This window comes from Mycolicibacterium iranicum, from assembly GCF_002101705.1.
Taxonomy (GTDB): Bacteria; Actinomycetota; Actinomycetes; order Mycobacteriales; family Mycobacteriaceae; genus Mycobacterium; species Mycobacterium iranicum.
This window is the reverse complement of the sequence record NZ_LQPC01000012.1, coordinates 1-21,262: the sequence shown is the minus strand read 5'-3', so window position 1 is coordinate 21,262 and position 21,262 is coordinate 1. Positions and strand designations below refer to the sequence as shown.

General features: G+C 67.4%; 18 protein-coding genes and 1 pseudogene. 8 read left to right on the top strand and 11 right to left on the bottom strand.

What is annotated here, in order from left to right:
* The 4 genes and pseudogenes from AWC12_RS30800 to AWC12_RS02310 all read right to left on the bottom strand — a co-directional run.
* A pseudogene (locus AWC12_RS30800) lies at positions 1-190 on the bottom strand (RNA-binding protein); the annotation flags it as partial.
* A 477-nt stretch (positions 191-667) separates the two neighbouring features.
* Positions 668-1,528 (bottom strand): pseudouridine synthase, encoded by an 861-nt coding sequence (locus tag AWC12_RS02320; RefSeq protein ID WP_085172073.1) that lies wholly within the window; start codon positions 1,526-1,528, stop codon positions 668-670.
* Positions 1,525-3,228, bottom strand: coding sequence for a glycerol-3-phosphate dehydrogenase (gene glpD / locus AWC12_RS02315; protein ID WP_085172078.1), 1,704 nt, complete (start codon positions 3,226-3,228; stop codon positions 1,525-1,527). The genes AWC12_RS02320 and glpD overlap by 4 nt, the downstream gene beginning before the upstream one ends.
* 288 nt (positions 3,229-3,516) lie before the next feature.
* Positions 3,517-4,932, bottom strand: a complete 1,416-nt coding sequence (locus AWC12_RS02310) for an NAD(P)H-quinone dehydrogenase (RefSeq protein ID WP_024448929.1) — start codon at positions 4,930-4,932, stop codon at positions 3,517-3,519.
* A gap of 71 nt (positions 4,933-5,003) precedes the next feature.
* Between AWC12_RS02310 and AWC12_RS02305 the strand changes: the two genes are divergently transcribed.
* Complete coding sequence (locus AWC12_RS02305; protein ID WP_024448930.1) at positions 5,004-5,477, top strand: gamma-glutamylcyclotransferase family protein; 474 nt, start codon at positions 5,004-5,006, stop codon at positions 5,475-5,477.
* 84 nt (positions 5,478-5,561) lie between these two features.
* Here AWC12_RS02305 and AWC12_RS02300 read toward each other — a convergent pair whose 3' ends face one another.
* Positions 5,562-6,449 carry a type IV toxin-antitoxin system AbiEi family antitoxin domain-containing protein gene (locus AWC12_RS02300; RefSeq protein WP_085172071.1) on the bottom strand — a complete coding sequence of 296 codons (888 nt, stop codon included), beginning with the start codon at positions 6,447-6,449 and terminating at the stop codon, positions 5,562-5,564.
* Between the two features lie 132 nt (positions 6,450-6,581).
* Positions 6,582-9,452 carry an MMPL/RND family transporter gene (locus tag AWC12_RS02295; RefSeq protein WP_085172069.1) on the bottom strand — a complete coding sequence of 957 codons (2,871 nt, stop codon included), beginning with the start codon at positions 9,450-9,452 and terminating at the stop codon, positions 6,582-6,584.
* A gap of 229 nt (positions 9,453-9,681) precedes the next feature.
* Between AWC12_RS02295 and AWC12_RS02290 the strand changes: the two genes are divergently transcribed.
* Complete coding sequence (locus AWC12_RS02290) at positions 9,682-10,254, top strand: TetR/AcrR family transcriptional regulator (protein WP_024448933.1); 573 nt, start codon at positions 9,682-9,684, stop codon at positions 10,252-10,254.
* A gap of 80 nt (positions 10,255-10,334) precedes the next feature.
* Here the strand turns inward: AWC12_RS02290 and AWC12_RS02285 are convergent, their stop codons facing one another.
* Both AWC12_RS02285 and AWC12_RS02280 read right to left on the bottom strand, forming a co-directional pair.
* A complete protein-coding gene (locus AWC12_RS02285; protein WP_085172076.1) occupies positions 10,335-11,510 on the bottom strand; it encodes a M20 family metallopeptidase in 1,176 nt (391 codons plus the stop codon).
* Positions 11,507-12,685 (bottom strand): amidohydrolase, encoded by a 1,179-nt coding sequence (locus AWC12_RS02280; protein ID WP_085172067.1) that lies wholly within the window; start codon positions 12,683-12,685, stop codon positions 11,507-11,509. Before AWC12_RS02280 ends, AWC12_RS02285 begins: the two co-directional genes overlap by 4 nt.
* A 45-nt stretch (positions 12,686-12,730) precedes the next feature.
* Between AWC12_RS02280 and AWC12_RS02275 the strand changes: the two genes are divergently transcribed.
* Positions 12,731-13,525, top strand: coding sequence for a purine-nucleoside phosphorylase (locus AWC12_RS02275; RefSeq protein ID WP_085172065.1), 795 nt, complete (start codon positions 12,731-12,733; stop codon positions 13,523-13,525).
* Here AWC12_RS02275 and AWC12_RS02270 read toward each other — a convergent pair.
* Positions 13,471-14,595 (bottom strand): AbrB family protein, encoded by a 1,125-nt coding sequence (locus tag AWC12_RS02270; protein WP_085172063.1) that lies wholly within the window; start codon positions 14,593-14,595, stop codon positions 13,471-13,473. The genes AWC12_RS02275 and AWC12_RS02270 overlap by 55 nt on opposite strands.
* 90 nt (positions 14,596-14,685) lie before the next feature.
* On the opposite strand from AWC12_RS02270, the gene AWC12_RS02265 reads away from it, so the two are divergent.
* Both AWC12_RS02265 and AWC12_RS02260 read left to right on the top strand, forming a co-directional pair.
* On the top strand, positions 14,686-15,135 hold the full coding sequence (locus AWC12_RS02265; protein ID WP_085172061.1) for a MarR family winged helix-turn-helix transcriptional regulator: 450 nt from the start codon (positions 14,686-14,688) through the stop codon (positions 15,133-15,135).
* Between the two features lie 4 nt (positions 15,136-15,139).
* The gene (locus AWC12_RS02260) at positions 15,140-16,795 is read left to right on the top strand and encodes a phospho-sugar mutase (RefSeq protein WP_234813808.1); all 1,656 of its coding nucleotides are present in this window, start codon (positions 15,140-15,142) and stop codon (positions 16,793-16,795) included.
* Here the strand turns inward: AWC12_RS02260 and upp are convergent.
* The gene (upp, locus tag AWC12_RS02255) at positions 16,694-17,317 is read right to left on the bottom strand and encodes a uracil phosphoribosyltransferase (RefSeq protein ID WP_024448940.1); all 624 of its coding nucleotides are present in this window, start codon (positions 17,315-17,317) and stop codon (positions 16,694-16,696) included. The genes AWC12_RS02260 and upp overlap by 102 nt on opposite strands.
* Before the next feature lie 50 nt (positions 17,318-17,367).
* On the opposite strand from upp, the gene AWC12_RS02250 reads away from it, so the two are divergent.
* Positions 17,368-17,670, top strand: a complete 303-nt coding sequence (locus AWC12_RS02250) for a hypothetical protein (protein WP_024448941.1) — start codon at positions 17,368-17,370, stop codon at positions 17,668-17,670.
* Positions 17,670-18,758 (top strand): C40 family peptidase, encoded by a 1,089-nt coding sequence (locus tag AWC12_RS02245; protein WP_085172057.1) that lies wholly within the window; start codon positions 17,670-17,672, stop codon positions 18,756-18,758. The genes AWC12_RS02250 and AWC12_RS02245 overlap by 1 nt, the downstream gene beginning before the upstream one ends.
* Here AWC12_RS02245 and AWC12_RS02240 read toward each other — a convergent pair.
* On the bottom strand, positions 18,755-19,624 hold the full coding sequence (locus tag AWC12_RS02240) for an LLM class F420-dependent oxidoreductase (RefSeq protein ID WP_085172074.1): 870 nt from the start codon (positions 19,622-19,624) through the stop codon (positions 18,755-18,757). The genes AWC12_RS02245 and AWC12_RS02240 overlap by 4 nt on opposite strands.
* Positions 19,625-19,770: 146 nt before the next feature.
* On the opposite strand from AWC12_RS02240, the gene satS reads away from it, so the two are divergent.
* Entirely contained in the window at positions 19,771-21,021 is a 1,251-nt protein-coding gene (satS, locus tag AWC12_RS02235) for a protein export chaperone SatS (RefSeq protein WP_085172055.1), read from the top strand.
* Positions 21,022-21,262: the final 241 nt, after the last annotated feature.

The window sequence follows — 21,262 nt, the reverse complement described above, 5'->3', positions numbered from 1 at the left end:
GTGGCGGCGGTGGCGGTGGCGGTGGCGGGTATTCGAGGGCGCCGTCGAGTTCGGACAGCGGATCCGCGCACCCGGTGACATCGACATGCACGCCGCCCACCGATCCGCAGATCGCCCCACTGACCGGGGCAGGGGTTACACACATCCCCAGGAACGTTGTCGCCACCACAACGAGCCAGCTTTTGCGCACGGCCACTCCTCCGCTTCCCGGCGACCGTCGCCGCCGATGTCTTGGTGATTGTGGCAGTCGCGGAGTTTCCCCGGGCATCAACTCGCACAAGACGGCGCCTCCGTCCCGATTGGCGGCGCAGAAGCATTCTTGACCGCGTGATCTTTGCCGTCTTTGCACGATCTTGTGAGCTTTCCACGCATTTGTACAGCGCTTATGGCTTTCGCAACGTGGGCTGAGCCGCGTCGTGGCGTAGCCCAATATGCATTGCCGCGCAAATAGCCTATACAGCCGACTTGCCCGAGCTTCCCCTAGTCAGACGCGAGATTGACGACTGTGACGAATTAGCCAGCGAACTAATTTCGAATGCAGTAGATTTTCCTGTGCGCGGAGTCGGGGCCGCGCAGGCACGACAACGGAGTGTCCCTGCACTTCCGGCGTGCGCTCAGATCGCGATCATGCGTGATCGACCGAGGGGAGTCGCGATCTGAGCGCACACTACGTTTCGGCCACGCGCCGTTCGCTGATGAATTCGCGGTGAACCCCAGAAACCGGGTCCTCGAACACAAGCGAGTGCGCGAGCAGCGCCAGCGGCGTGGAAAAGTCCGCCGGATCGACATCGACAACTGTGGGATACAACGGGTCGCCGGTGATGGGCACGCCCAAGCCCGACATGTGCAGGCGCAGTTGGTGGGTACGTCCTGTTCGCGGCGACAACCGGTATCGCCCGTCGCCCATGTACTCCACGAATGTCTCGGCATTCGGCTCGCCCGGTTCCTTCACTGCTTGTAAAACCCCTCGCCGCTTCACTATTCGGCTTCGGACGGTGACGGGAAACTCCCGTTCGGGCTCTACCGACGAATGCGCGAGGTAGGTCTTCGTCACCTCTGCGCGCGCGAACTTGCTCTGATAGGCGCCACGAATCTCGCGCCGAGTCGTGAACAACAGCACGCCCGCGGTCAGACGATCGAGCCGATGAGCCGGACTGAGTTCCGGCAGCGCCAAGTCACGACGCAATCGAACCAGCGCCGTCTCGACGACATGGCGGCCACGCGGCATGGTGGCGAGAAAGTGCGGCTTGTCCACCACGACGATGTCGTCGTCGCGAAAAAGGACCGGCAGATCGAAAGGGACCGGGACTTCGTCGGGCAGGTCGCGGTAGAGATACACCACCGCTCCGGCGGGCAGCACCGTCGTCTCGTCGGCTACCGTACCGTCTGCGCAATAAACCTCCCCTGCAACGACTTTCGCGCCGGATCCCCACCGACGCTGAAACTCGTCGACCAGTCGGCCGCCCCGTACCCGCACCCGCGCCGGCCCAAGGCCGTCACGCACAGGCAGCGGCGGCAGACGACTCAATTCAGCGGCACCGGCTCAAGGATCTCCGCTCGCGCCTCGGGCGCCGCGGCACGCAACGCGTCGGCGGAGGCGTCATCGGGCTGCGTCTGGGATCGGACCTCCGCGTCAACCCGGGCCTGATACGTCTGCACCTCACGATCGACGTCCGCAGGGCTCCAACCCAAAATGGGTGCCACGACCTCGGCTACCTCGCGGGCACAGTCGACGCCACGGTGCGGGTACTCGATGGAGATCCGCATCCTCCTGGCGAGGATGTCTTCGAGATGTAAGGCCCCCTCGGCGGCAGCGGCATAGGCCGCTTCCACCTTGAGGTACACCGGCGCATCGGTGATGGGGCCTAGCAGCTCCGGATTGTCCTCGGCAAGCTGGAGAACCTCGCCGATCAGGGAGCCGTATCTGTCCAGCAGATGTCGCACCCGGTACGGATGCAATCCGTAATGCGAACCGACACTGCCGGTTTGGTTGACCAGAGCGAAGTACCCGTCGGCACCCATCAGCGGCACCTTCTCGGTGATCGAGGGCGCCACGCGGGTCGGAATGAACTCGGCGGCAGCGTCAATCGCGTCTTCGGCCATTACCCGGTAGGTGGTGTACTTGCCGCCCGCGATCGCCACCAGCCCGGGCGAGGGCACCGCCACCGCATGCTCACGCGAGAGCTTCGAGGTCTCTTCGCTTTCCCCGGCGAGCAGCGGCCGCAGCCCGGCGTAGACCCCGTCGATGTCGTCGTGGGTCAGCGGCGTCGCCAGCACCTTGTTGACATGGCCGAGGATGTAGTCGATGTCGGCCTTCGTCGCGGCGGGGTGGGCAAGATCGAGATTCCAGTCGGTGTCGGTGGTTCCGATGATCCAGTGGGTGCCCCACGGGATGACGAACAGCACCGATTTCTCGGTGCGCAGGATGATCGCGACCTCGCTCACGATGCGGTCGCGCGGCACCACGATGTGCACACCTTTGGACGCTCGCACACGAAAACGACCGCGCTGCTTCGATAATGCCTGGATCTCGTCGGTCCACACCCCGGTGGCGTTGACGACCACGTGGCCGCGCACCTCGGTGATCTCGCCGTCCTCGGAGTCACGCACCCGCACACCGGTGACCCGGTCCCCCTCGCGCAGCAGCGCGACGACCTGCGTCGACGTTCGGACGACGGCACCGTAGTGCGCCGCGGTCCGCGCGACGGTCATCGTGTGACGGGCGTCGTCGACGACGGTGTCGTAGTAACGGATTCCGCCGACCAGAGAGGACCTCTTCAATCCGGGCGAAAGCCTTAGCGCCCCGGCACGGGTCAAATGTTTCTGCGCAGGAACAGATTTCGCGCCGCCCAGCTGGTCATAGAGAAAGATGCCCGCGGCGATATAAGGACGCTCCCACCAGCGATTGGTGAGCGGGAACAGGAACGGCAGCGGTTTGACCAGATGCGGCGCCAGCGTCGTCAACGACAGTTCACGCTCGTGCAGCGCCTCGCGCACCAGACCGAACTCGAGCTGCTCGAGGTAGCGCAGACCGCCGTGGAACATCTTGCTGCTCCGGCTCGAGGTCCCCGACGCGAAGTCGCGCGCCTCGACCAACGCCACTTTCAAGCCGCGGGTCGCCGCGTCGAGCGCGGCACCCGCACCAACGATCCCGCCGCCGATGACGATGACGTCGAACTGTTCACTGCCCAGCCGCTGCCAGGCTCGAGCTCGCTGCTCAGGACCCAGGAACGTCTGACCGTTGCCCGGAACACTCCCCGTCGCTTCGCTCGCCCCCGGAACACTCCCCGTCGCTTCGCTCGCCCCCGGAACATTCCCCGTCGCTTCGCTCGCCCCCGGAACATTCCCCGTCGCTTCGCTCGCCCCCGGAACACTCCCCGTCGCTTCGCTCGCCCCCGGTGCTGGGATCGGGTCACTCACGCTGGCCGACTCCTCGGTTACTCGTCAGTACGCGTTGTCGAACCCCAGGCTAGCTGGATGGCGATCACGCGGCGAGCAACGGACCGGGGCGGGGAGTCAGTCGAGGTCGTCGTGGGCCATCAGGCGCCGTGCGGCCTCCACGATCGAACCCGACAGCGACGGATACACCGACAGCGTCTGCGCCAGGTCGGTCACCGACAAGTTGTTCTGCACTGCCAGCGCGATCGGCAGGATCAGCTCCGACGCGATCGGTGCCACCACGACCCCGCCGATCACCACCCCGGTGGCGGGTCGGCAGAAGATCTTCACGAAGCCGTGCTGCAGCAGCGACATCTTTGCGCGGGCGTTGGTGCTCAGCGGCAGCATCAGCGTGCGGGCGGGCACACTGCCGTCGTCGATCGCCGACTGCGGGATACCGACAGCGCCGATCTCGGGCCGGGTGAAGGTCGCCGCCGCAACGGTGCGCAGCCGGATCGGCGACACGCCCTCACCGAGCGCGTGATACATCGCGATGCGGCCCTGCATGGCGGCAACGGAGGCCAACGGCAGCAGACCCGTGCAATCGCCCGCGGCGTAGATGCCCGACGCCGGGGTCCGCGAGACCCGGTCGACCGGGATGTAGCCGCCGGGCTTGAGCTCGACGCCGACGCGCTCCAGACCCAGGCCAGAGGTGTTGGGAACCGAGCCGACGGTCATCAGGGCGTGGCTGCCCTCGATGACGCGGCCGTCGGCGATGGCGACCCTGACCCCCGTTTCGGTGCGTGTCACCGAGTCCGCGCGCGCGTTCTTGACGAGCGTCACACCGCGCTGTTCGAAGACCTGTTCAAGGACGGCCGCCGCGTCGGAGTCCTCGTGCGGCAAGATCTGGTCGCGGCTGGCCACGACCGTCACCGTTACGCCGAGCTCGGTGTAGGCGTTGCAGAACTCGGCGCCCGTGACGCCGGATCCGACGATGATGAGGTGCGTAGGGAGCTCGTCGAGTTCGTAGAGCTGGCGCCAGGTCAGGATGCGTTCCCCGTCGGGCACGGCGTTGGGCAGCACGCGTGGCTGCGCGCCGGTGGCGATCAGCACCACGTCGGCTTTCAGCACACCGACCTTGCCGTCGGAGGTGGTGACCTTGACTCGGTGGTGGGCCATGCCCGCGACGTCGTCGACGAGTTCGCCGCGGCCGCCGATGATCGTCACGCCCTGGTTGAGCAGCTGGCTGCCGATGTCGGCCGATTGCGACGCCGCCAGCGTCTTGGCGCGGTTGTTGATCTTCGGCAATTCGATCTTGGCGGCGTCGATGTCGATGTCGAAGCCCATGCCCCCGGCGCGGCGCAGCTCGGTGCGCACACCCGTCGACGCAATCAGCGTCTTCGACGGTACGCAGTCGTACAGCACGCAGGCCCCGCCCAGCCCGTCCTCGTCGACAACGGTCACTTGCGTGACGTCGCGCCCCCGTGCCGCGGCCACCAACGCCGCTTCGTAGCCCGCCGGCCCTCCACCGATGATCACGATGCGCGTTACCACGGTTCTAACCTAGGCCACCGACGTGACGAAGGTTGGCAGCCGTCTCAACACAATGCGTTTAAGCTTCTCGCGTGCCGATCTACGCCGCCTACGGATCGAATATGCATCCCGAGCAGATGCTTGAGCGCGCTCCGCATTCTCCGATGGCGGGAACGGGCTGGCTCCACGGGTGGCGCCTGACCTTCGGCGGCGCCGATATCGCGTGGGAAGGTGCGCTCGCGACGATCGTCGAGGACCCGACGTCGAAGGTGTTCGTCGTGCTCTACGACGTGACCAAGGAGGACGAGGAGAACCTCGACCGCTGGGAGGGCTCCGAGCTCGGCTTCCACAAGAAGATCCGCTGCCGCGTGGAGCGCACCTCCTCGGACACCGACACCGATCCCGTGCTGGCGTGGTTGTACGTGCTGGACGCGTGGGAGGGCGGCATCCCGTCCGCGCGGTATCTGGGAGTGATGGCCGACGCCGCCGAAATCGCCGGCGCCCCAGCCGAATACGTGCACGATCTGAGAACCCGCCCGGCAGGAAACGTCGGCCCGGGCTCGTAGGGGTCGTGGGGTTCGTGGGGTTCGCCCCGCGAGCGCGCGCGTCTGCCCACCGACGCGCCGTCAATCCTGGCACTAGACGCGCGTTCACGCTGCGCGAGCGCGCCGCAACTGCTCACCGATGCGGACGACGATTTCCCACCCGCCGTCCCTCAAGTCCTCGGAAACGATGGGGATGACCGTGAGCCCGACGGCCAGCAGCGCCGCCTGGCGACGCCGATCGCGCTGCATCGCCTCTGGCTCCGAATGCCAATCCACGCCGTCGTACTCGGCGGCGACACCCGCCTCGGGCCAGGCGAAGTCGAGCCGGCGCAGATCCCCGTTGCCGTCGACGATCTCGTACTGAAGTTCGGGAACGGGCAGACCCCCGTCGATCATGGCCAACCGCGCCGCGCTCTCCCCCGGTGACTCGGCTCGGGCGTCGGCCAGAGGCAGCAGGTTGCGGACCGCGACGATGCCGCGGCGCCCCTTCTGCTCAATCGCAGCTCGCCACATGTCAGGACGGGTACACGCGCCACTCCGTAGAGCCGCATCGAGGGTTGCCAACGCACGCGGACGCCGCAGACCGCGGGCAACCTCGACGGCAGTCCACGCCGGCGAGGTTGCCCGTCGGCCACCGATCGTCACCAACGGTGCGCCGTCGCGGCGGTGCACGACGAGGCCGTCGACGTCGCGCAGCGCGCATCCGGGCGGATTGAGCACATGTAGGTCGGGCGGCTGCTCGGTGTCGAATCCGTACATCGCGGCCGCGGTCCCGAGACATACTGCGACGCGCCTGCCCGCCGCCAGGTCCAGACCGCGAAGGCGGATCTCGTCGTCAGGCTCGCCCAAGCAATAGATTCCCTGCCAAAGGCGCTCCAGCGCACCGGTTTCCACCAGCTTCTCAAAGCGGCGACGAGGGACGTGGTTGAGAATCTGCCCGGTCGTCACCACACCGTGCTGGGCGTCGAAGAGCGCGCGGAGTTCGTCGTTCATGACGCCGATGCTTCGGCGTTCGTGGCGCTGTTAGCTAGGCGCGCTCCCAGATCTGGGGATGAACGAGCGATTGTGCATAACCCGACCGCGGCGAGCGCGCCCCAAATGACAGTCGTGGCGGCGTGTCACCGTTCAGACGCGCGCGCTCGCGGTGCCGGGGTCCCCGCTACCCCACGCGACCGGGCGTGGGCGGGTGCGGACTTTCTGCGGCCACCAGAACCAGCGGCCCAACAGCGCCGCGATCGACGGCGTCATGAATGACCGGATGACCAGCGTGTCGAAGATCAGACCCATACCGATCGTCGTGCCGACCTGCCCCATGATCGTCAGGTCGCTGACCGCCATCGTCATCATCGTGAGCGCGAACACCATGCCCGCGGCAGTGACCACCGAACCACTGCCGCCCATCGTGCGGATCAGCCCGGTGTGCAGACCGGCGCCGACCTCTTCCTTGAGTCGCGACACCACCAGCAGGTTGTAGTCCGCGCCGACGGCCAGCAGGATGATCACCGCCATCGGCAACACCATCCAGTGCAGTTCGATGCCGATGATGTGCTGCCACACCAACACTGACAGCCCGAACGATGCGCCCAGCGACAACACCACGGTGCCGACGATTACCGCCGCCGCGACGATCGCGCGTGTCAGGATCAGCATGATGATGAAAATCAGCCCGATAGCAGCGATTCCGGCGATCAGCAGGTCGTACTGCGTGCCGTCGGCCATGTCATTGAACGTCGCCGCGGTGCCGCCGAGATAGATCGTCGACCCCTCCAGCGGTGTGCCCTTGATGGCTTCCTTGGCCGCGTTCTTGAGCGCATCGATCTTCTCGATGCCGTCGGGACTGAGCGGGTCACCCTCGTGGGCGATGATGAACCGCACCGCATGCCCGTTGGGTGAGATGAACTGCTCCATACCGCTTTGGAAGTCCTTGTTCTGGAACGCTTCCGGCGGCAGATAGAAGGTGTCGGCGTTCATGGCGTCGTTGAACGCGTCGCCCATGTCAGTAGCGTCGCCGCCCATCTCGGCGGCAGCTTTGAGCTGGCCGCCCTGCGTCTGCTGCATGGTCAGCATCATGTCGCGCTGCGAGCGCATCGATTCGATCTGCGACGGCATCAGCTTGATCAGCTCGGGCATGAGCGCCGCGAGCCGCTCCAACTCGGGGACGAGGTCCTGGACGTTGTCGGTCAACAGGTTCGTGCCGTCGATCAAATCGAAGATCGACCGCATCGACCAGCAGACCGGGATGTTGTAGCAGTGCGGTTCCCAGTAGAAGTAGTTGCGGACGGGCCTCAGGAAGTCGTCGAGATCGGCAATGTGATCCCGCAATTCGGTGATGTCGGCAGCCATCGTCTTGGTCTTGGCCACCATGCTCGTGGTGATGTCCGACATCTGCCCCATCAGCGACATCATCTTGGTCATCGTCGCGATGGTGTTGTCCAACGAGGCGGCCTGAACGGACATGTCATCCATCCGGTCGAGCATGTATTTCTCGTTGAGCTTCTGCGTGCCGCTCTGCCGGCTCATGATGTACGGGATCGTGGTGCCCTCGATCGGCGTGCCGTCGGGCCGGGTGATCGTCTGGACGCGGCCGATGCCCTCGACCGCGAACAGCGCCTTGGCGATCTTGTCGATGACGATGAAGTCGGCCGAATTGCGAAGGTCCCGATCGGTTTCCACCATCAGCATCTCGGGATTGAGCCGGGACGGCGAGAAGTGGCGTTCGGCCGCGGCATACCCGACGTTGGACTGGATGTCGGCGGGTAGATAGTTGCGATCGTTGTAGCTGGTCTGATAACCGGGCAGGGCGAGAAGACCGATCAGTGACACCGCGACGCTGGCCACCAGGATCGCGCCCGGCCAGCGCACCGTGGCCGCGCCGATCTTGCGCCAGCCGCGAACACGCATGGCGCGCTTGGGTTCCAGCAGACCGAACCGGCTCGCCACGACCACCACCGCGGGCCCGAACGTCATCGCGACGCAGATCAGTACCAGCATGCCCAGCGCCAGCGGGACACCGAGCGTCTGGAAGTACGGCAGCCGGGTAAAGCTCAGGCAGAATGTCGCGCCGGCGATGGTCAGGCCGGAGCCGACGATGACGTGCGCGTTGCCGCCGAACATCGTGTAGTAGGCGTCTTCTCGCGTCTGGCCACTACCTCGGGCCTCCTGATAGCGCCCAATGAGGAAGATGGCGTAGTCGACGGCGATCGCGATGGCCAGTGTGACGAGCAGGCTCGTCGCGAAGGTGGACAGCCCGATGATGTCGTGAAAACCGAGGAACGCCACCGCTCCACGAACCGTCATCAAGCTCAGGCCCACCATCACCAGGATCAGCAGCGTCGTGACGATGGAGCGGAAGAACAGCACCAGCATGATCGTGATGACGAGGAACGTCAGCGCCTCGACCATCCGCAGGCTCTCGGTGCCGGCCGTCTCCTGTTCGGCGGCAAGCACCGACGCACCGGTGACGTAGGCCTGCACCCCCTCGGGCGGCTGACTGTCGGCGACCAATTTCTGCACGGCGGCGACGGATTCGTTGGCCAGCGCTTCGCCCTGGTTGCCGGCGAGATTGACCTGGAAGTACATCGACTTACCGTCACCGCTCTGCGCGCCGGCGGCGGTCAGCGGATCGCCCCACAGGTCCTGGACGTGCTCGACGTGGACGGGATCGGCCTCGAGCGCGTCGATCAGCGTCGCGTAATAGGCGCGTGCTTCGTCACCGAGAGGCTGCTCGCCTTCGAGCACGATCATCGCCGAGCTGCTCGACTCGTACTCTTCGAAGACCTCGCCGATGCGTTCCATCGAGATGACGGCCGGCGCCTCGTCGGGACTCATCGACACCGATCGCAGCTTTCCGACCGCCTCCAGCTGCGGCACGGACACGTTGAGGAATGCGGCGACGGCGACCCAGATCAAGATGATGGGGACCGACGCCCGCCGAATGAACCGGGCGATGCCGTAGAAGTGCGGCTTGGGGTGATTCTCTTCGCGCACGCTGCTCATCGGCGTCCGATGCCTGTCGTCGAAGCCCCGTCCACCGTCGCGACTCCTCCATTCGAAAGTCGTTACGTCCCGGCCGTGTTCGACAGGAATTATCCGGTTAGCAGGGCTAACCTAACCAATCGGCTAAGTTCGCACAAGCCGGTCGGTTAAGTAGTGATCTGCCTCCGCGTGAATACCGGGGGTGAGCTGGGATACAGTTCCGCGAACCGGAGCGCGAACGGGGGTGACGATGGCCAAGCCGGTCGCGGTGCGGGGCTTCGCTCGGGATCGCGTGCTCGAAGCCGCCCTCGAACTGTTCTCCGACCACGGTGTCAGTGGTACTTCACTGCAGATGATCGCCGACCGACTCGGGGTGACGAAAGCGGCGGTCTACTACCAGTTCCACTCCAAGGACGACATCGCGCTGGCCGTGGTGAAGCCGGTGTTCGACGACATCGAACACCTGCTACGGATCGCCGACACGTTGCCGACGACCGAGTCGCGGCGCAGCGTGACGATGGGCGGCATGGTCGAGCTGATCATCCGGCACCGGCGAATCTCCAGCGTTTTCTACGGTGACCCCACCGTGCACCATCTCCTCGAGGGCACCGATGAGTTCCGTGTCATCGGCGACCGGCTGGCCGACGTGCTGCTCGGTCCGCATCCCGACAATGCGACCCGGGTGGCGATCTCGATGTTCAGCGCGGGTGTCCACGGCTGCGTCACCGACCCGATGATCAGCGAGCTGGACGACGCCGAACTGCAGGAGATCCTGCTGGACCTGACGAAGAGGTTTCTCGACGTCTGCGTACCGCGGGGCTGACTCGGCGAGCGCGAGCGCGCGCAGAATGCCAGGAAATGCGGCGCGTCGGTGTGCAGACGCGCGCGCTCGCGGTGCGAAGGTCAGGTCACTGAGGCGCTGTTTTCGACGAGGTTGACCAGCAACCGCACCCCGACACCGAGCGCGCGTTCGTCGAGATCGAAGGTGGGCTGGTGCAGATCCAGCTGCGGGCCGCGACCACTCCACACCCCGAGGCGGGCCATCGCGCCGGGCACCTCTTCCAGATACCAGGAGAAGTCCTCACCGCCGCCGGACTGCTGGGTGTCGGCGAGCACGTCAGGACCGATCGCCTCGATCGCATGGGTCATGATGCGCGTGGCGATCTCTTCGTTGACCACCGGCGGCACCCCCCGCCGGTACTGCACCACGTACTCGATGCCCAGCGGCGCAAGCAGCGACGCAATCGCTTCCTGCACAACGTCTTCCAGCGTCAGCCAAGTCTCCCGGCTGGCTGTGCGGATGGTGCCCGCCATCGTTCCGGTCTGCGGGATCGCATTGGCGGCAACCCCGGCGTGCACCGCGCCCCACACCATCACCGTGCTGTGGCGTGGATCGATACGCCGCGACAGAATCCCCGGCACCCCGGTGATCAGCGTGCCGAGACCGTAGACGAGATCGCCGGTCAGATGCGGACGCGACGTGTGCCCGCCCGGCGAATGCAACGTCACCTCGATGTGGTCGGCCGCCGACGTGATCGGGCCCGGCTTCACCGCGACCCGCCCCACCGCCAGGTGCGGATCACAGTGCAACGCGTAGATGCGCGACACTCCGCTCAGCGCGCCGGCGGCGATCGCATCGATCGCGCCACCGGGCATCAATTCTTCGGCGGCCTGGAAGATCAACCGCACGCCGACCGGGAGTTCGACGTCGGATGCCATCGCCAGCGCCGCGCCGAGCAACACCGCGGTGTGTGCGTCGTGGCCGCACGCATGCGCGACATTCGGCACCTCCGACGAGAACGGCAAATCGGTGCGCTCGGCCATCGGCAGGGCATCCATGTCTGCACGCAAAGCGACCCGCGGACCGTCTTCGGGCCCGAAGTCGCACGTCAACCCCGTCCCACCGGGCAGCACCTTCGGGTTCAGCCCCGCGTCGGCGAGCAGCGAGGCGACGAACTGCGTCGTCCCGAACTCCTGCCTGCCCAGCTCGGGGTGCCGGTGGATGTGCCTGCGCCACTCGACGAGGTCGTCGTAGTGCTCGCTCAGCCAGCGCGCGGCCGCGTGCTTCAACACGCTCATGATGCCCGCCTCTGCCACTGCTCCAGCACCCGGCCCCTCTCCACGTCTGACTCGGCCAGCGCCACAACGGTACGGGCCAGCATGATCGCTCCCTCGACCACAGCGACGTCCGCACTCGCACTCACGGCGGCCGCGGTGAACTCCGGTTGATGGATGGAGGCGCCTCCGGCGTCGATGCCGACGATCGGATGGATCCCAGGCATCACCTGCGTCACGTTGCCCATGTCCGTGCTACCCAGCGGCAACGTCGGCTCCAGCTCAGCGGGCACCGGCTCCCGTCCGAGGCGCACCATCTCGGCGCGGATCGTTTCCGCCAGCCACGGATCGGGCGTCAGCTCGGCGTAGGCGGGCGCCGTCTCTGTCACCACATGCTCGCAGCCGGTCGCGACCGCGCCCGCGGCGAAGCACCCTGCCATCCGGGACTCCAACTCGCGCAACGACTCCGAGTGCGTCGCCCGCATCGTGTACCGCAATTCGGCGTGTGCGGGAATGACATTGGACGCCTGGCCGCCGTCGGTCACGATGCCGTGCACCATCTGCCCGGGCGCCAACTGCTGGCGCAGCAGCCCGATGGCCACCTGCGTCACCGTGACCGCGTCGGCGGCGTTGATGCCGAGGTAGGGCGCGACCGCTGCATGCGACTCCCGGCCGGTGTAGCCGATGGTGACCTCCGAGAGCGCCAGCGAGCGCGCCGCGGCGATGTCGATCGGGCCGGGGTGCAGCATCACGGTCGCGGCGATGTCGTCGAAGGCTCCCGCGTCGAGCATCAGGGCCTTGCCGCCGCCGAGTTCTTCGGCCGGAGTGCCGAGCAGCACGACCGTCAGCCCGAGGGTGTCGGCGACCTCGGCGAGGGCGAGCGCTGCGCCGACCGCCGATGCGGCGATGATGTTGTGCCCGCAGGCGTGCCCGATACCGGGCAGCGCGTCGTACTCGGCGCAGATCCCGACGACGAGCGGGCCGCTGCCGAAGACCGCCCGGAACGCGGTGTCCAGCTCGGCCACGCCGGACATCGCGAAACCGCGCTCTGCGACCAGCGCCTTGGTCTTGGCGCAGCTGCGATGTTCGGCGAACGCAAGCTCGGGTTCGGCGTGAATGGCGTGCGACAACTCGACCAGGTCACCGCGGCGACCGTTGACGGCGTCTTCGACGCACGTCGACGCGGCGGCAATGGGCATGCAGGCCAGTATCTCACTGCGCAAAGCCCCACTAAGCTGCCGCCTGTGGAGGATCCGGCAGCGGCCGCCCAGTTGGCAGCGAATGCACTGAGCGAGCGGACCGGCGTCGATGCGCACGACGTCGCGGTCGTGCTCGGCTCCGGGTGGGCGCCCGCCGCGGCGCAGATCGGCGAAGCGACAGCTGTCGTCTCGATGGCCGAGCTCCCCGGGTTCACCCCACCCAGCGCTCAGGGCCACGGCGGTCAGGTGCTGTCGCTGCGTGTGGGGCCGCACCGGACTCTGGTGCTCGTCGGCCGCATCCACGCCTACGAAGGCCACGACCTGCGGCACGTCGTGCACCCGGTTCGGACGGCGTGCGCGGCCGGCGTCCACACCGTCGTTCTGACGAACGCCGCGGGCGGTCTGCGTACGGACTTCACCGTCGGCCAGCCGGTCCTGATCAGCGACCACCTCAACATGACGGCGCGCTCGCCGCTGCAGGGTGCGCAGTTCGTCGACATGGTGGACGCGTACTCGCCGCGGCTGCGCGCCCTCGCGCGCGAGATCGACCCGTCGCTGGCCGAAGGCGTGTACGCGGGGCTGCCGGGCCCGCACTACGAGACACCCGCCGAGATCCGGATGCTGCGGACGCTGGGTGCTGATCTGGTGGGCATGTCGACAGTCCACGAGACGATCGCGGCGCGCGCGGCCGGCGCCGACGTGCTCGGGGTGTCGCTGGTCACCAACCTGGCCGCCGGGATGACGGGCCAGCCGTTGAGTCATGACGAAGTCCTCGAGGCGGGCCGTCAGTCGGCGACGCGGATGGGTTCCCTGCTCTCGGCGGTCATCTCCAGGCTCTGACCGCGGGTGAGCTTGCGGCTCGCCCACACCACTGCCCGCGCCATCAGCGGCGCCGCGAACAGCATCAGCAGGATCCGCACCACCTGCGCGGCGATGACGAACGTGACGTTCGAACCGGTCTCGACCGCCGTGGCGAGGACGGCGTACACGCCGCCGGGGCTGGTCGCCAGGTAGCCCTCCAGCGGCGTCAGCCCGGCGACGTGGGCCAGCAGAATGCCCAGGCCCGCCGTCGCGACACCGATGAACACGATCAGGGCGACCGCGGCCGGCAGCAGCCTGCCGACGCTGCGCACCGACTCCCGGGTGAAGGCCAGACCGGCCTGCCAGCCGATCAGCATGTATCCGGCCTGGACCAGCAGCATCGGCACCGACAGCCCGAACGACCACCCGCTGACCTCGAGCGCGACCGTCAGAGCGAGAGGGCCGAGCAGTCCGGCACCCGGCAACCGGATCAACCGGCCGCCCACGGATCCGACCACGATCAGCGCGGCCATGATCGCGACGCTGAGATACCAGGGCGCCGTGGCTGTTTCGGCCACGGGAGCAGCGCTGTGGGACCGGTCGGCGTGGTAGATGAGCGTGACGACGACGGGCATGGACGCGGTCACCAGAGCGACCCTCAGATACTGCACCACGGCGACGACGCGGTCGTCGCCGCCGAGTTCCCGCGCGATCGCCACCAGACCCGAAGCCCCGCCCGCAACGAGGGCGAGCGACCCGGTCAGCGGTGTGACGTCGCGACGCAGACCGAGCAGTGCGCCCGCAATGATGCTCAGCAACAGCGTCCCGACAGCGACTGCGACGACGATCGCCCAGTCCCCCTTGAGAGTGGAAAGGGCGTCCTGCTGAACCATGGTGCCGATGTAGACGCCGAGAACACCCTGTGCGGCCACGCCGATCTTGCGCGGCACCCGCTGAGGGCCCGCCGCCATCAGCGCCAGGGCGATACCGACCGCCAGGGCGGCGAACAGCGCGGCCGAGGGGACGCCGAGGTTTGTCAGCGGAATGGTGACCGCGACGGTCACCGCGAGCAGAATCGTCCACCTGAGGGTCTGTTGCCACCACTTCATACTGGTAGCAAGTATGCTCTTATCAATTCAAGATCTCAATAAGGGGCGATGTTCCATGAAGCACATCAGATACCAAGGGATATCTTGGTAATGGTTACGGAGTCCAGCCTGTCTGCGGCGACCGAGCTGCGCGAGTCGATGATGGCGGTGACGCGCCAGTTGCGCCGGCACCGCCCCGACAACGGGCTTACGCTCAGCCAGCTGCAATTGCTCGGCGAGATCAGCCGTGCGGGTGTGACGACACCGGCTGAGCTCGGGGTCCGGTTGCAGGTGCGCGTGCAGTCGCTGACGGACTCGTTCAACGAACTGGAGGCACGGGGACTGATCGCGCGTCGCCCCGACGAGGCCGACCGGCGGCGCCAACTCGTGGAGATCACCCCCGACGGCATGGCGGTGCTGGACGCTGACCGGGGTGAGCGCGACGCGTGGCTGCACCAGACCATGCGCGACACGCTGTCCGAGCTCGAGTTCGACCTGCTGATGCTGGTGGCGCCGATCCTGCGCAAGCTGGCATCCGCGGACGCGAATCCGGCAGGCTGAGGCTGTGGCGACCGCAGACGTGGTGCAGGAGTGGATCGCTCACGATCCCGACCCGGGCGCGGCAGCCGAGCTGGCCGCCTGCGGCGCAGAAGAACTCGAAGATCGATTCTCCCGGCCGCTGACGTTCGGAACCGCGGGCCTTCGTGGTCCCCTGCGCGCAGGGCCCAACGGGATGAATCTCGCGGTCGTCATCCGCGCGACGTGGGGTGTTTCGCGGGTGCTGGGCGATCGGGGATTGAGCGGGTCGCAGGTGGTGGTGGGCTACGACGCCCGGCACCGCTCTGCCGAGTTCGGCCAAGCTGTCGCGGAAGTGTTTGCCGCACAGGGATTCTCCGTGACCTTGATGCCTGGACCGGTGCCGACGCCGGCGGTTGCGTACGCCGTGCGGAGCATGAATGCGGCTGCGGGTGTCCAGATCACCGCCTCGCACAATCCACCCACCGACAACGGATACAAGGTGTACTTCCCCGGCGGGATGCAGATCGTCTCCCCCACCGACCGCGACATCGAGACCGCCATCGCCGCGGCGCCGCCCGCCGACGAGATACCCCGCACGCCCGTCGAAGCCTCCGGTTCCGACCAACTCCGCGCATATCTGGAACGCGCCGCTTCGATTCGCCGCACCACCGGTTCCGCACGTATCGCACTGACCCCGATGCACGGTGTCGGCGGTGAATTCGCACTCGACGCGCTGGCTTTGGCCGGCTTCGACGATGTGCACGTCGTCGAACAGCAATTCGCGCCGGACCCCGACTTCCCGACCGTCACGTTCCCCAACCCGGAGGAACCCGGTGCGTCGGACCAGTTGCTGGCACTCGCAGCCGACGTCGACGCGGAGATCGCGATCGCCCTCGACCCAGACGCCGACCGCTGCGCGATCGGAGTGCCGACACCGACCGGCTGGCGAATGCTCAGTGGTGACGAAACCGGTTGGCTGCTCGGCGAATACATTCTGTCGCACACAACCGGCCCTTCCGTAGTCGCCAGCACCGTGGTGTCGTCACGGATGCTGGCCGGCATCGCCGCCGCCCACGGCGCCCATGACGTCGAGACCCTGACCGGCTTCAAGTGGCTGGCGCGCGCCGACGAAGGACTCGATGCGCCGCTGGTGTACGCCTACGAGGAGGCCATCGGGCACTGTGTGGATCCCGCCGCAGTGCGCGACAAAGACGGCATCAGCGCCGCGGTGTTGGCCTGCGATCTGGTGGTCGCACTGCGGCGAGCGGGCCGCACCATTCTCGACGCGCTCGACGACCTGGCCCGGCATCACGGGGTGCACATGACGACCGCGATCACGCGTCGCGTCGCCTCCCCCGAAGACGCGGCCGCCCTGATGACCCGACTCCGCACGAACCCACCCGGTCACGTGGCCGGGTTCACCGTGTCCGCAACAGATCTGGCGCCGCGCACCGACGCGTTGATTCTGGACGGCGGCGATGGTGTGACATCCCTGCGGGTGGTGGTGCGTCCGTCCGGAACGGAGCCGAAATTGAAGTCCTACATCGAGATTCGCTGCGGCGGGGATCTGAACCAGGCGCGACGGCGGGCTACCGACCTGCTATCGAGGACCGAACTGGCGGTCGCCGGCATCACCCAATCCGGGGACGATGTAGGCGATCTCGTTAAGACCCGAGTCGATCGAGGCAGTGAAGAGTCGTAGCTCAGGCGCGGCCTTCTCCAGCGCCGCAAGGCCTTCGGGAGCGGCGACCACACAGATCACGGTGACATCGACGGCATCACGTGCGAAGAGAAGCTCAAGGGTATGCACCATCGACCCGCCGGTGGCGAGCATCGGATCGAGCACGATCACCGGCTGGCGGCTCAGGTCGTCAGGCAACGACTCCAGGTACGGCGTGGGCTGGTGGGTCTCCTCGTTGCGAGCCACCCCGACGAAACCGACCCGCGCCTCGGGAATGAGCTCGTGCGCCTGGTCGACCATCCCGAGCCCGGCCCGCAACACCGGAACCAGAAGCGGCGGCACAGCGATCTTGGCTCCCGCGGTCTCGGCCAGCGGGGTGCGTACAGAGATGGTCTCGGTGACCAGGTCACGGGTGGCCTCGTAGACCAGCATCAGCGTGAGATCGCGGAGTGCTGCGCGGAAACCCGCGTTGTCGGTGCGCTCGTCGCGCAGAGTGGTCAGCCGAGCTGCAGCCAGTGGGTGATCGACGACGCGCACATCCATGGGTCACGACCTTATGGGAACCGACGGAGGATGTGCCGCGTCATAACCATATGTACGCGCGCCTGTCGGCAGATACCGGACTGATCGATGACTACGCCGCCGCGTGCGCCGCCCACGCTGCCGACCTAAAGCAGGCGGCTGCGGCCCTGTCCTCAGCGGGCGCGGAATCGGGCGCGATGTTCGGTCCCGTCGGCGCGCGGTTCCTCGCCTCACTGGCCAGGGCTGCGCGGGACGACGCCGACGGGGTCGCCCAGCTGAGCCGGGCGCTGGCGTCGGGCGCCACTGCGGCAGCCGGGACGTCGCACGCCTACACCGTCGCCGACGACGCCGCAGCCGCCCGGATCGCCCGCTGATGACGGTGGAGGCACTGGCTGCCCCGCTTCGGCGTGTGCAGGCGCTCGTCGGCCCGGGATGGAGCGCCGAACCGGTGGGGGATCCAGCTGCAGAACTCGGCAGAGTGCGCGACGTGCTGGAGGGCGTCGCCGGGGCGTCCGGTCAGGCGTGGCGGCGGGCCGGCGATGGCTGGTCGGGCGCGGGGGCCGACGCCGCCGAGGAGTTCGCGACGACCACTGCCGCTGCGATCGACGCGGCTGCCGACCGCGCGGGCCGGTTGGGCGGGGTGGCCGACGGTGCTGCGCAGGCAGTGGCCCGCGCGCACCGGCGCCTGCAGGATCTCGTCGACGAATTCGAGGCGAAAGCCGCCGCGCTGGAACCACACCTCGATTCACCGGGGACGGCGCGGGAGCTGCTGGGCGCGGCGCGCGATGCGCTCGCCGAGGCCATCGCGATCGTCGAGGAGTTGGAGTCCGGGCTCAACGGCCGCGCGGAGGTGCTGGATGCGCGGGTTCCTGCAGCGGCGCCGACGACACCGTCGGGATTCTCGGGCGGGGCCGCGGGGTCCCCGATGGGAGTGCCCGCGGCCGGCTTCGGTTCCGGCAGCGGCCCCGGTCTCGGAACCTTCGGTGGCAGTGCGGGATTACCCGCCGAACTGGCCTCGCTCACACGACCCGACGGAACCGACACGCCGGATGCGGCCGAGTTCGGCGAAGGCGTGGCGATTCAACTACCCGACGGAAGCGTCGTCATGGCGCCGAATGCAACGGCCGCCAGCGCTGTTCGGCATGCCCTTACCCAGCTGGGCGTGCCCTACCAGTGGGGCGGTACCACGCCGGGCGTCGGCCTGGATTGCAGCGGACTCACGCAGTGGGCGTATCAGGAGGCAGGGCTGAACATTCCGCGGCTGGCGCAGGAGCAGGACGTCGGCGCGTCGGTATCCGCCGGCGCGTTGCTGCCAGGCGACCTGGCGGTGTGGGACGGCCACGTCGCGATGATCGTCGGCGACGGCCTCATGGTCGAGGCGGGCGACCCCGTGAAGCTTTCGCCGATCAGGACAGCCAATGCCGGTCAAGGGTTCCAGGGGTTCTGGCGGCCGACGGGCTAGGCGCGGACCCGCATCCACTTTCCGGCGAGATCGGAAATCCATGCCTCGGCCGCGATCGGGTCCGCGGGCGGTCCGGCGACGAGCACCAGTTCATCAATGCCTGCATCGGCCAGTCTCGTCGCGTCGGCGGGCACGGGGTCCTGCAGCGACACCGCCAATCTCAGGTCCGTCGGGTCGCGGCCGACCTCCCGGCACAGGGAACGCAGCTTGGACGCGCGTAAAGCCGCCTCCTCGACGTCGGCGAGGTTGAAGCCGTACCAGCCGTCACCCCATTCGGCGACACGGCGCAGTGCGGCGTCCGAGTTGCCTCCCAGCACAACCGGGATCGAGCGACCGTGCGGCTTGGGGTTGACCCGCACCCGGTCGAAGGAGACGAACTCACCGGAAAACGACGCCACGTCGTCGCGCCAGAGCGTCCGCATCGCCGCGACGTACTCAGTGAGGCGACGCCCGCGTCCCTCGAACGGCACCCCGAGCGCGTCGTACTCCTCCTTCGACCAGCCGACACCCACGCCCAGGGACAGCCGGCCACCCGTCATCCGGTCCAGCGACGCGGCCTGTTTGGCCATGATCACCGGATTGTGTTCAGGCAGCAGCAGCACGCCCGTCGCAAGCTCGATGCGGTTGGTGGCCGCCGCGGCGAAGCTCAGTGTGATCAGCGGGTCCAGCCAGTCGACGTCGGCGGAGATCGCGATGCGGCCGTCGTCGCTGTAGGGGTAGTGCGAATCCGATTCGTCCACCATGACGACGTGCTCGCCCACCCACAGTGTCGCGAAACCGCAACGCTCGGCGGTCGCGGCCACGGCATCGATCACGGTGCGCTGCGCACCCGCGGCGATGCCGAGTCCGTGGAGGCCGAGTCTGATCATTCGGCGATCATGGCAGGCTTGACGAACACTCCGAGCGACGAACGGGTTGCGGTACGGCAACAGTGAGCCGACCTTCCGACGAGGGACGCCTTACCCCAACCAGGCCCGCTGTACGGCTGGGACCAGTGGTTAGGCTGTGCCGCATGGCTGCTGACATCGTGCCGATCGGGCTGAAGCTGACCAAGGGCGACGTGTACACCCTGTGGGCGCCGAGGTGGCGCGCCGACGGCGACGAGTGGGAGGCCTTCCTCGGTAAGGACGAGGACCTCTATGTGTTGGACTCCGTCGCCGACCTGGTGGCATTCGTGCGCACCAACAGCGACAACGACCTGGTCGATCATCCGGCGTGGGAGAAGCTGACCCAGGCCAATGCCCACCGGCTCAACCCCACCGACGAACACACCCACGACCTGGTGGTTCTGGAAGAGCTGCTGTCGCAGAAGCCCACCGAGGAGAGCGTCAGCGCATTGCATGGCGCCTTGGCCGTGGTGTCGTCGATGGGGTCGGTGTGTGAGCTGCCCGCGGTGACGAAGTTCTTCAACGGCAACCCGGTGCTCGGAACCGTCGGCGGGGGTATCGAGGCGTTTTCCGGCCGCGCAGGCCGCAAGCGTTGGGCCGAGATCGAGAAGATCGTCGCTAAGGGTTGGGACAACGTGATCGAGGCGCTCGACGCGGTCATCACGACACCGGAGGTGGACAGCGCCGCGGCGGAGAAGGCGCAGGCTGAACTCGACGAGGACGCGCCCGAGCCCGACGAGGACGACCTCGTGATCGATGACATCGTCGACACCGAAGAGGAAGCTGACGATCTCGCCGTCGCGGCCGAAACCAAGGTGCTGGGCAGCGACGAAGATTTCTGGGAGCGGGTGGGTATCGATCCGATCCGCGTGATGATGACCGGCGGCACCTACTTCACGCTGCGCTGCTACTTCGACGACCGCCCGATCTTCCTGGGCCGCAACGGGCGGATCAGCGTGTTCCCCTCCGAGCGCGCGCTGGCCCGCTATCTCGCGGATGAGCACGATCATGACCTGGCAGACCTGGCCACCTACGACGACATCCGGACCGCCGCGACCGACGGGTCGTTGCGCGTGGACGTGACCGACGACAACGTCTACGTGCTGACCGACATCGTCGATGATCTCGCCGAGGGCCCTGACGCGCTGGACCGCGACCAGATCGAGCTGGCCGTGGAGTTGCTCCGCGACATCGGCGACTACTCCGAGGAGACGACGGTCGACGCCAAGCTGAACCCGGACACCGCGCTGGGCCGGGTGATCGGGCACGTCCTGGATCCCGACAAGGTCAGGCGCCCGAGCGCGCCGTACGCCGACGCGGTGACGCAGTGGGAGTCTCTGGAGCGCTTCGTCGAGTCGCGTCTGCGCAGCGAGTAGCTCGCCTTGCTCCGCGAGCGCGCGTGTTCGCACGCCGACACGCCGGGATTGGCGTTCATGCGGCGCGCACTCGTCGGCGGCGAGCGTGCCCAAAACGTCGCGTTTCTGCGGCGCGCCGCTGTGCAAACACGCGCGCTCGCGGTGCGAATTGGCTGGTGACTAGCTGTACTGACCACGGACGTTGGTGACGGCGTGGTGAGGTGACAAGACGAAGACCTCCGAGTGGAGTGCGAGCTGTCTA